Origin of the sequence: Hymenobacter endophyticus, assembly GCF_032464715.1 — a bacterium.
Taxonomy (GTDB): Bacteria; Bacteroidota; Bacteroidia; order Cytophagales; family Hymenobacteraceae; genus Hymenobacter; species Hymenobacter endophyticus.
The window spans coordinates 929,439-940,640 of the sequence record NZ_JAWDJT010000002.1 but is presented as its reverse complement, the minus strand read 5'-3'; the positions used below and the strand labels follow the sequence as shown (position 1 = coordinate 940,640).

At 61.6% G+C, this 11,202-nt stretch carries 8 protein-coding genes; 3 read left to right on the top strand and 5 right to left on the bottom strand.

From position 1 onward, the window contains the following. Positions 1-458: 458 nt before the first annotated feature. The 3 genes from ROI90_RS06365 to ROI90_RS06355 all read left to right on the top strand — a co-directional run bounded on the left by ROI90_RS06365 (position 459) and on the right by ROI90_RS06355 (position 2,797). Positions 459-908 (top strand): SRPBCC family protein, encoded by a 450-nt coding sequence (locus ROI90_RS06365; protein ID WP_315997495.1) that lies wholly within the window; start codon positions 459-461, stop codon positions 906-908. Positions 909-1,007: 99 nt separating this feature from the next. After that, positions 1,008-1,541, top strand: a complete 534-nt coding sequence (locus tag ROI90_RS06360; protein ID WP_315997494.1) for a hypothetical protein — start codon at positions 1,008-1,010, stop codon at positions 1,539-1,541. Positions 1,542-1,606: 65 nt separating this feature from the next. Then, entirely contained in the window at positions 1,607-2,797 is a 1,191-nt protein-coding gene (locus tag ROI90_RS06355) for a class I SAM-dependent rRNA methyltransferase (RefSeq protein WP_315997493.1), read from the top strand. Between the two features lie 444 nt (positions 2,798-3,241). On the opposite strand, the gene ROI90_RS06350 is transcribed toward ROI90_RS06355, so the two are convergent. The 5 genes from ROI90_RS06350 to ROI90_RS06330 form a co-directional block, all read right to left on the bottom strand. Beyond that, entirely contained in the window at positions 3,242-3,376 is a 135-nt protein-coding gene (locus tag ROI90_RS06350; RefSeq protein ID WP_315997492.1) for a hypothetical protein, read from the bottom strand. Between the two features lie 405 nt (positions 3,377-3,781). Continuing rightward, positions 3,782-4,654: a glycoside hydrolase family 16 protein gene (locus ROI90_RS06345; protein ID WP_315997491.1), complete on the bottom strand. Its 873-nt coding sequence runs from the start codon at positions 4,652-4,654 to the stop codon at positions 3,782-3,784. 109 nt (positions 4,655-4,763) lie between these two features. Then, on the bottom strand, positions 4,764-6,026 hold the full coding sequence (locus tag ROI90_RS06340) for a PKD domain-containing protein (RefSeq protein ID WP_315997490.1): 1,263 nt from the start codon (positions 6,024-6,026) through the stop codon (positions 4,764-4,766). 107 nt (positions 6,027-6,133) lie between these two features. Continuing rightward, positions 6,134-7,627 carry a RagB/SusD family nutrient uptake outer membrane protein gene (locus tag ROI90_RS06335; RefSeq protein WP_315997489.1) on the bottom strand — a complete coding sequence of 498 codons (1,494 nt, stop codon included), beginning with the start codon at positions 7,625-7,627 and terminating at the stop codon, positions 6,134-6,136. Between the two features lie 24 nt (positions 7,628-7,651). Further along, positions 7,652-10,813: a SusC/RagA family TonB-linked outer membrane protein gene (locus ROI90_RS06330; protein ID WP_315997488.1), complete on the bottom strand. Its 3,162-nt coding sequence runs from the start codon at positions 10,811-10,813 to the stop codon at positions 7,652-7,654. Positions 10,814-11,202 lie beyond the last annotated feature (389 nt).

Here is an 11,202-nt window from a genome sequence, read left to right as displayed (position 1 = left end):
TCTTGGCCCCGCCCGCCGCTCGTGCCTTCCCGGCCCGGCAGTAACGGCGCGATGCGCGCCCACTGCGCGTCGGTCAACATGTACTCCATTCCCAAACATACTAGCCACTGTTAACACTTCCTAAAAGATCTGAGGAGGTTACTTAGCCCGGTTGTAGCGAATACAGCCGGGCTATTTTTTAACTGGTATAACTACATTATGGGCCTGTTCGACGCGCCAAAACCCGTGCGGGTAGGAAATAAAGGGCCACACGCTCCGGTGCATCATCTGTGGGCACCAGGGCTTTCACCGCAACGAGGTGAAGCTGGAACGTGCCGGGCTGTTTACGTCCGACTGGTCCGACCCACACGCCATCTGCTACGAGTGTGACAATTGCGGCTACCTACACTGGTTTATGCCGAAGTAGCCGGGCCTCGGCTCCGGCAAAACCCTAAGCAGTCTGCCGGAGTTAAACCGGCATGCACCTCTACCTCCGCACGCACGTTGCTGCCCCGCCCGCTCAGGTGTGGCAGGGCTTTACCCGGGAGCTGTTTCTGGCCCTGGCTCCGCCGTTTCCGCCGTTCCGGCTGCGGCGGTTTGATGGCTGCCACCGCGGCGACGAGGTGCACATTGAGCTGGGAGCCGGGCCGCTCTGCTACCCCTGGACTTCGCTGATTACCGACCACGGCGCAACGCCCGATGGCACGTACTACTTCGTGGATGAGGGCCGGCAGCTGCCGCCGCCGCTGCGCCAGTGGCAGCACCGCCACCTGCTGCAGCCCGCCCCCGGCGGCGGTACCTATATTGTAGAGGATCTGGAATACACGGCCGGTAATGCGGTGCTGGACCGGCTGCTGTGGCCGGCTATGTGGGCGCAGTTTGCGTGGCGGCGGCCCATTTACCGCCGCTGGTTCGGGCAGCCGGGGTAGCAACAGCATCGGAAAGCCACCGGCAGGCAGCGGTGGGCGGGCAGTAGCCGTATAGCACCCCGGCAAGTCGTGTAACTTGCCGCTCCTCTGGTTTTGCCTATGTCTGTTTCCTCTACTTCTGGCCGTTTCTTAAAGTTGTTTTCCTATCTGCTGGTACTCACGGGGGGGCTGGCTGCCGGTTGCCGCAGTGCGCAAACGGCTTACCAGTTCAGGCCCGCCGAAGGTCCGGTGGCGGTGCGCCCGGCTCCTGCCGATACCGCCACCGTGCAACCGGCTACGCCTGTCCCGACAGTGGCACAAAGAGCAACTACTCCTCTGATGGTGGCCAGAAACAGCCAAACCAGGCCCCGGGTGAAACGGCAGCTGCGCCAGGCAGTAGCGCAGGTACAGACGCGCCTGGTGGCCACGGCTGCTCCCGGCCGCAAATCGGCGGCGCAGCAGGTGCGCCGGGTGGCCGGGCCGCGGCATACTACCGAAGTAGGTTTGGGTACCACGGTGCTGGGCGTGCTGGGATTGGTAGTGTTGCCCATCAGCCTTATTGGCTTGCTGATTTGGGGCGGACCGGTATGGGCGGTGCTGGCTGGTTTGGCCGCGCTGGCGGTACTCATTGCCTACCTCGACCCGTTTGCGTAGCCACGCCGTGTGGCGGGGGCGGTTGATTGAGTTACCTTTGTCGTCCACTTCACCAGCTCTTTGCCATGTCTCTTGCCATCATCACCCTCAAACCCGGAAAAGATCAGTCCCTGCGCCGTCGGCACCCGTGGGTCTTTTCGGGAGCTATTGGCCGGATGCAGGGTGAGGTAGTGGAAGGCGAAGTAGTGCAGGTGCAGGCCGCTAACGGCGAGGTGCTGGGCGTGGGCCACTACGCCCCCGGCTCCATTGCCGTGCGCATGCTCGATTTCGGTCCCGCTGCTCAGCTGCCCGATGCCGCGTTCTGGGAAAGCCGCCTGCGCAACGCCTACCAGCTACGCCAGGGCCTGGGCCTCACGGGCACCGGCAACACCAACGTGTACCGCCTTACCCACGCCGAAGGCGACGGTTTGCCCGGTCTCATCATTGACGTGTACGGCGACACGGCCGTAGTGCAGGCCCACAGCGCGGGCATGTACAAAGCCCGCCCCCTCGTTGCCGAGGCCCTGCAGCAAGTAATTCCCAGCCTGCGTGCCATCTACGACAAAAGCGCCGAAACCGTGCCGGCCAAAGCCGCCCCGGGTGCCCAAAATGGCTACCTGTTTGGTGGGAGTAGCGGGCAGGAGCACATAGTACACGAAAACGGCCACCCCTTTGCCGTGGATTGGGAAACCGGCCAGAAAACCGGTTTTTTCATTGACCAGCGCGACAACCGCAGCCTGCTGGCCCGGTACGCTCCCGGCCGCCGGGTGCTCAACACGTTCTGCTACACCGGGGGCTTCAGCTCCTACGCCCTGCAAGCCGGAGCCGAGCTGGTGCATTCCGTGGACAGCTCGAAGCGGGCCATTGAACTCACGGAGCGCAACGCCACCCTCACCGGCCTGGAAAACAAGCACGCCGCTTACGCCGAAGACGTGTTCAGCTTCATGAAGAACAGCCAGGAGCAGTACGACCTCATCGTGCTTGACCCGCCGGCATTTGCCAAGCACCTCTCAGCCCGCCACAACGCCCTGATGGGGTATAAGCGCCTGAACGCGGCCGGTATCCGGCAGATTGCGCCCGGCGGGTTGCTGTTCACCTTCAGCTGTTCCCAGGTGGTTTCGGCCGAGCTGTTTGAGGGCGCGGTACTGGCTGCTGCCATTGAGGCCGGCCGCCCCGCCCGCATCCTGCACCGCCTCACCCAGCCCGCCGACCACCCCGTGAGCCTATTCCACCCGGAAGGCGAATATCTGAAAGGCCTAGTGCTGGCTGTGGAGTAAGTTCTTCCCGTATCAGCCGAGGTTCTATCTGCCCTCGAAAAGCATAACAGGCGCACTACTATGCCGTTCTAGCAGCATAGTAGCGCGCCTGTTGGTTCTGCTAATTGCCTAGCCTATGCCTGCCAGGATATCCAGTGTTGCCGGCCGGGCCCGGGGGGAGAGCATAGGGCACGGGGGATGAGGGTTGATTCTGCGCTGCTGAGCGTGCTTTGCAGTGGTCTGATGTGAGCGGTAGGTGAGGGTGGGGCGGCACCCAGCAGCCAGTACGTCGGAGGCTTCATCCAGGCGGGCGGCAGCGCACAAGGGCTTCTGCTGTATCAGTACGGCTTCCCTGGTCAGATCGGGGAGCAATATGCCGTGTTTCGCGTTTGCCCGTCTGGCACTAAAAAGCCCCTCTTATACGTATAAGAGGGGCTTTTCAGTGCCAGACGGGCAAACGTGAAACTAGGGGTTAACGTGCTTGAGCTTCTGGCGGCGGCGCTCCTGGGCCTGCTTTACACGACGGTGCAGGGCCTCACGGGCGGTTTCAGGCTGCTTAGCGGCCGGGGCAGTTTCGGTCTTGGTGAACTTGGCTGACATACAAAAGAAGGTTATGGTCTGCTCAAAGATAGCCTTCTCCGGCATATAGGAGTGCATCCTTGGGGTCGGCCGAACGTTTGGTGCAGAACTCCATCGGCCGGCTTGCCTGCCGTGACTTTCCAGTGGCAGTGGATGACGATACCCCGGCGGCGTAGGTATGTATACGGGGTGACATGGCAGATGAGCAGGCGCTGGGCAATCTTGCTGACGCCCAGTGGCTGCTCCCTCAGACTACGCATTCAGGATAACCAGGATTGGAACCGGTAGTGGATGCTCAAAAACGCCGAAAGCCGGCCCACCCCCCTAACTGGTGAACCGGCTCCGGTGTATACCAGCTAGGCGCTGGTAGCCTAGCAGGTGAAGCAATACTTAACTAAAGGCAAAATGTAGCGCCGCTACGTAAGCTTACTTATACTGGTAGTAGCGCACGTAGTCCACCTGCATCTGCTGGGGGAAAGTGGTGGACGCATCGGGGTTGCCATCGAAGTGCCCACCCACGGCCACGTTTAGAATCACGAAGAAGGGGTTATTGAAGGGGAAGGGGCTGGCGTCGCTGCCCGTAAACTGGTAGTAAGGCTGCATTTCCCCATCCAGGTAGAAGCGGAGCAGATCTTTGCTACGCACTACGGAGTAGGTATGGAAATCAGTGGATACGTCGAATGGTACCGGCTTGGTAATGCCCTTGAAGCGGTGGTCGGCCGAGCTGTTGCCGAAGTGCATGGTGCTCAAAAACTCCCGGGGCTGGCTGCCGCGGAGCTCCATAATGTCAATTTCGCCGCACTTAGGCCAGTTATTCTGGTCAATATCGGCGCCCAGCATCCAGATGGCTGGCCAGATGCCCTTGCCCTTGGGAAGCTTGGCCCGCACATCAATGCGGCCGTACTGGAAGCTTTTCTTGCCCTTGGTAATCAGGCGGGCCGAGGTGTAGGAGTTAGGCCCGGTTTGCTTGGCTTGAATCACGAGGTTGCCCCCGCTCATGTACGTGTTATCGTTGGTGTTAGTATAGGTTTGCAGCTCGTTGTTGCCCCAGCCCCCGGCTCCCAGCTCCTGGGTCCATTTGGTCTGGTCGAGGGCACCGGTTTCAAACTCGTCGCTCCACACCAGCTCCGTGTACTGGTTGTATTCGCGGGCACTCTCGTTCACAACCGCAGCGGTTGGCGGCGTGGGCGTAGGCTGCGGAATATTCTTGGTTTTGGTTTCGGTGCAGGCCAGGAGGCTCAGGCTCAGGGCCAGGCTAACGGCCAGCAGGGGCGGGGTAGTGAAGAGTGGGTATGACATAGGTAGGAAAGGCAGAAAGAAGGCTAAAGGTGCCCGACACGGAACCCCTGGCACTGGCAAAGCCGGCCAGCGCACTGCACTGGCCGGCTCACCGGAAAGTAAAGCTCGGTTATTTGGCCACCAGCTTGATGGTAAACACCGTACCGCCATTCTGGCCACTGCCGGCGCGCAGCGTCATCTTGTTGGCATCAATGCTCAGGATGCGATACACCCGCTCCGTGGGCGAGGCATCCGTGGCGCCAATGAAGGCATCGGCCTTGGTGAGCGTGAACTGCGCCAGGCCAGTGCCCGAAGCCGGCCCGAATACGTACGCCGAGGTGGTGGACAGGCCGGGCTGGCAGGTATAGTCTTTCTTGTTGGCGAAGAAAGTTTCACCCTTGGCATCGTAGGTGAACTGGTCGTTCATCGAGAAGGTGTACTCGTCGTCGGACTGGCAGGCGGGCAGCTCCCCGGCCTTCACACCGGCAAAGTATTTCAAGGGCTCCGCCTCGGTGCCCACTGTAATGGGGGCATCGGCCTTGTTGTCCAGCATCCACACCTTGGAGGTCGTGCCCGTGAGCAGGCGCTTGTAGGGGGCAGTGGCGTCGAAGGGCATCAGGGTTACCACCGTGCGGGTACCGTCGGGGTTGGTGCCCCGCAGGCGCAGCTTGGTATCGGTAGCCTCCAGGATGTCGTAGGTTTTATTGGATACCGAGTCGGGCAGGCCAATGAAGCCGCCTTTGCCCTGAAGCACAATCTGACCCAAGCCACCCGCTACCGGCCGGAACACGAAGCCCCCGCCCCGGTTCAGGGACGTGCCGCAGGCGCCGTTCTGGAAGGTCTGGCCGCCGCTTTCGTAGGCAGTAGTGTAGCTGTTGCTGAATGAGAACTGGTCATCGAGCTGGCAATTAGGCAGCACCGCCGAGGTGGAAAGCACTGCCCCCGAAGCCGACTCCCGCACAATGGCGCCCGGCTCGGTGGAGAAGGACCACACGCGGGTACCGCTGCCGGCACAGTTCACCAGCTTGCTGAAGCCCGCATTGGTGCACACATCGGGAATTACTACGTTCTGCTTAGCCGAAATGCCGGTGCCCCCCCGGCCTGCCGTAATCAGCTCCACGGCGTAGGTGCCCGGCTGCGTATAGGTGTGGGTGATGGGCGTGCCCGAGCCGCGGGAGTTGTCGCCGAAGTTCCACTGGTAGAGGAACCCGTCCTGGCCGGTGCTGGTGAAGGTTACGGCTACCGGGTACTGCGTGGTGTTGAGCTGGTAGCTGAAGGTGGAGGTGGGTACGGCTCCCTCCAGTTTGGCGTCGTCATCTTCCTTTTCGCAGGAAGACAGCAGCAAGGGCGCAAGCAGTAGGCCCAAAGCCGCAAGGCGAGTAATATAATGCATGAGAAGTTGGCGTGGGAATAAGGTGGGAAGTTGATGGCTGGAATGCCGCCGCCGGGAGTTCAAGCAAAGCGGCAGCGGCATTCCAGATACTATCCATCAGCAAAGGGTTAATAACCAGTGTTCTGGCGCAGGCCGGGGTTCACGTCCAGCTCCGACTGCGGAATGGGCAGCACCACGTTGAAGGACTTAATGCCCTTGGCCTTCAGCTGGGTGGAAGTGAGCAGCTCACCGGTCCGCTTCATGTCAAACCACCGGTCGTTTTCGAAGGCCAGCTCGTACTTCCGCTCCCGCCAGATGGCCTGCTTGTAGGCGTCGCCGCTCAGGCCCGACAGGTCGTTGCTGCTGGTGCTGTTGATGGGCTTGCCGAAGGCGCGGCGGCGCACTTTGTTCAGGGCTTCAAACCCCTCAGTGCTGGGGCCGGCGGCCTCGGCCAGAATCAGGTACACTTCAGCCAGGCGCATTACCGGAATGTTGAGCTCCGAGTCCCAGATGTTGGTATTCGTTTTGCCCACAAACCACTTCTTCACGCCGTAGCCGTTGGGTGAGCCGGGCAGGGAGGCAGGTTGCGTGCGGCCGTCGGGGTACACGTCGCCAGGCTTCCAGATGGTGGCGTCGCGGCGCAGGTCGCCGGCTTCGTAGCCCGCCACAAAATCAGCTTCCGGAATGTTGAACCCGTAACCGCCCTGGGGCACTACGCCCTGGCCGCGGGGCCCAAAGAACTCGTTACCGCTGAAACCGGGGCCATCCTGGGTCCACTGGTTGCGGCCCGAAATAAACTGCGCCTCAAACAACGACTCCTTGCCGTTCTCATTGGCTACCTTGAAGTTATCGGCGTAGCTGTCCCAAAGTACCTTGCCGCTGCCATTGATAACCTCCCGGGCGCGGGTAGCGGCCTCACCCATTTTACCCTCGGTGAGGTACACCTTGGCCAGCAGCGCCGTGGCCGACCACTTGGTGGCCCGGCCAATATCGTCGCCGCTATGAGAGGGGGGCAGGTTGCCGATGGCGTCGGTCAGATCTTTCTCAATCTGGGCGTACACCTGGGCCGCGGCCGTCCGCGGAATGTTCACCTCGGCCAGGGTGGTAGGCGGGGTGGTTAGCAGGGGCACGTCGCCGTACACCCGCACCAAGTCAAAGTAATACTTGGCCCGCAGAAACTGCGCCTCGCCAATGCAACGCTTCTGGATAGCCGCGTCGATGCTCATGGCGGGTACCTTCTGCAGCACAATGTTGGCCCGGCCAATACCCACGTAGCAGCTGCCCCATAGGCGGTTTACCACAGGGTTGGTGGTGGGAATGTTGTAGAAATCCAGCTGCTGGTACTCAATACCATCACCGCCGCCGCCGCCGCCGGTAGTGGAAATATCGGAGCCAATGTCGCCGATGCCCCAGAGGGCGGCGTTGTACTGGCCGGCCGTAATCAGCTCGCCGTAAATAGCCGTGGTGGCCTGAATGGCGTCGGTGGCGGTGCGGTAGAAGTTGGCGTCGGTTACCTGGTCGGTGGGAGCTTCTTCCAGAAATTTTTCGCCGCACCCGCCCAGCAGGCCTAGCGTGAGCAGCCAGGCGCCGGTGGTTACTTTGTATTTATGTAGGGGTAGCATGATCAGAAAGCAGTTGGGGTGGGATTAAAAACCAATGTTGATGCCGGCCAGGAACACGCGCGGCTGCGGGTATACCCCCAGGTCAACCCCCCGGGAACCCACCTCGGGGTCATAGCCGCTGTACTTGGTCAGGGTTACCAGGTTTTGGGCCGTTACATACACGCGCAGTTGCTTGGCCGCAATGCGCTCCTGCAGGCTCTTGGGCAGGGCATAGCCCAGCGTGAGGGTTTTCACGCGCAGGTAGGAGCCATCCTCCACGAAGTAAGACGACACGCGCAGGTTCTGGTTGGGGTCGGCGTTGTCGCCGCCCACAGCCCGGGGCACGTCGTTGCTGGTGCCGGGGCCGGTCCAGCGCTTCAGTACCCGGGTGCTGCCGCTGCTGTTGCCGTACAGCGGGCTTTCCAGGATGTAGCGGTTCTGGTTGTAGATGTCGTTGCCCTGGGAGCCCTGCACAAAGATGTTCAGGTCAAAGCCCTTCCAGGTCAGGGTGTTGTTCAGACCGTAGATGAAATCGGGGTTGGGGTTACCGATAAACGTCCGGTCGTCGGCGTTGATAATACCGTCGCCGTTCAGGTCCTTGAAGCGGATGTCGCCGGGGGCGGCGTTGTTCTGGGTGGCGTGGTTGCGCACGTCCTCCGGCGTCTGGAACAGGCCATCGGCCACAAAGCCGAAGAAGGAGCCGAAGGGTTGGCCTTCATCATAGCGTACAATAGTGCCGCTGAGCGCGCCCAGGCCGTTGTAGGGCTGTCCAACCCCCAACGATTCCAGCTCGGTTTTGAAGGCCGACACGTTCAGGGTGGTAGTCCAGTTGAGGGCGCTGCCGCTGCCCTGCACGTTGCGGGAGGTGAAGGAGAAGTCGATGCCCCGGTTGTAGGCGGAGGCCGCGTTACGGTTCACCGACTCGTAGGTACCCGACACCAGCGACACGGGCACGGGGGCAATCAGGTTCGGCGAGTTCCGGTTGTAGAGGTCAATGGTGGCCTCGAAGCGGTTGTCCAGGAAGCCCAGGTCAATACCAACGTTGGTCTGGTTGTTAGTTTCCCAGCGCAGGTCGGGGTTGGCCTGGCGGGTGGGGGCCGCGCCGGGCTGCAGGGTACCGTTGGGGCCCAGCGGGTAGCGGATGCCCGAGTTGATGGCGTAAAGGTAGGCGAAGCGGCCGGCGTTGTTGGGGTTACCCACTTTGCCGTAGCCCACGCGCAGCTTCAGGTTGCTGATGACGCTGTTGCCCTTCAAGAAGTCCTCCTCCGAAATGCGCCAGCCCGCCGAAATACCCGGGAAGAAGCCAAACTTATCACCGGGAGGGAAGCTGCTGGAGCCGTCGTAGCGGGCAATGGCCTGGAACAGGTACTTGCCGGCAAACTCGTAGTTCACGCGGCCAAAGTAGCTGGCCAGGCGGGAGGGCGGGTTAATGGTGCCGGCGTTGGCAATCTGGGTGTTGATGGGGCCGGAGTTGATTACCTGCAGGTCGTTGCGGGCGTAGCCGGTGCGGTAGGCCTCCACGTTGCTGTAGTTGAACTCCTGCGCCGACTGACCCAGCAGTACCGTTACCTGGTGCTTATCGGCAAACAGGCGGTCGAAGGTCAGCGTGTTTTCAATCAGGTAGCTGGGCGCGTACGAAGACGTGGCCGTGCCGCCGGCCGTGGCCTGGGTGTAGCGGGTGGAGTACGTTTCGCTGGTGCCGTCCGGGCGATTCACGACCAGCTCCGGCACCCCGGGCCGGAAGGCGCGGAAGTTGTCGAAGATAAAGTCGGCTCCTACGTTCGTGCGGAAACGCAGGCCCTTCACCGGCTCCAACTCGGCAAACACGGTAGTAAGGGCGCGGTTGCGGGTAAAGCGCTGGTTGGCAATGGTAGCCGAGGCCAGCGGGTTTTCCTCCACAAAGTTGTCCTGCAGGCCGCGGGGCTCATAGTAGTAGCCATCGGGGCGGTATACGGGCAGGATGGCCGGCATGCGCAGCGTCTGCTGTACGGTGCCGTACTCGCCGCTGTTGGAGGTAATCTGCCGGTCGCTCAGGTGAGTCAGGGAGATGCTGTTGCCCAGCTTCAGCACCTTGTTTACCTGCACGTCGCCGTTGGCCCGCAGCGTGAAACGCTCGAAATCGGAGCCCACAATGGTGCCGTCCTGCTGGAAGTAGCTGCCCGACACGGCAAACCGGGCCTTATCGCTGCCGCCCGTGGCCGACAGCGCGTAGTTCTGGATGGCGGCCCGGCGGAACACTTCGTCCTGCCAGTCGGTGCCCTCGCCCAGGGCCTGGGGGTTGCGCAGGCGGTCCACCACAATGGGCGAGTTGCCGGCCAGGCGGTTTTCGTTGTTGATAACGGCGTACTCCTCCGCGTTCAGCAGATCGAGCTTGCGCCACACCTGCTGCACCCCGCGGTACACATCCAGGTTGAGGGTGGAAGTGCCGGCCTTGCCGCGCTTGGTGGTGATGATAACTACCCCGTTGGCCGCCCGCACCCCGTAAATAGCCGTGGCCGAGGCGTCCTTCAGAATGTCAATGGTTTCAATGTCGTTGGGGCTGATGGCATTCAGCTGGTTCTCGCCGCCATCCGGCAGCGGAAATCCATCCACCACGTACAGCGGGTTGTTGTTGCCGGCTGAGGTGATACCCCGCACCCGCACTGAGGTACCCGCGGCTCCGCCCGGGGCGCCACCGTTGGAGGTTACCGTAACGCCCGCCGCCCGGCCCTGCAGGGCCTGGGTAGCGTCGGCCACGGGCTGGGAGGCAATTTCCCGCGCCGATACCGACGATACGGCCCCCGTTACGCTGCCGCGCTCCTGGGTGCCGTAGCCTACTACTACCACTTCGCTCAGGGCGCGGGTATCTTCGGTCAGGGTTACATTGAAGGCCGACGATGCACCCGTAACAGGTACCTCCCGGCGCGTGAAGCCCACGTAGCTGATTACTAAGGTGGCATTATCCGGGGCGTTCAGGCTGAAGCGGCCATCAGCATCCGTGGTAGTGCCCAGGGTAGTGCCCTTTACAATAATAGTAACGCCCGGGAGCGGGTCGCCATTGGCCTGCGTTACCCGGCCCGATACGGGCACATCGGCCAGAGTGGTAGCCAGGCGGGGGGCAGCTTCTAAGGGGGTAACCGGAGTGGCTAACGCGGGAGCGGCCGACAAGCCACAGGCCGCCAGCCACATTGCCCGGCGCAACGCCTGCGTGTAAAGGTGTTGGTTCATGGATGTGTGGGAATTGAGGGAAGTAAAAGCAGGTAAAAAATGGGGGGGAAGAATACCGCAGCATCTTGGGGTGATGCAGCTACCGAGATGCAAGTGTGGTCTGTGGGTTGATGCTGGTAGCAGCAAAAATTGCCTTGAGGCGTAGCGGCAGTGCTGAGTGGCCCGCTACTGCCCAGCTGACAAGAGGAATGTCGGGCCCAGCCAGAGGCAAAGGTGTAGGGGAACCCCCAAATATATCCGCCCTTGTTTGGGAAAAGCAATAGTAAAAACCGCCTATACAAGCCAGAATGGCGGTTTTTGAGCTTACTTCACACGTGGTCTATACGCTTACCGCACACGTGCTTTGCCGCACTTACGGCCCCCGCTGGTTAGTTTGGGCCTTTGACTGC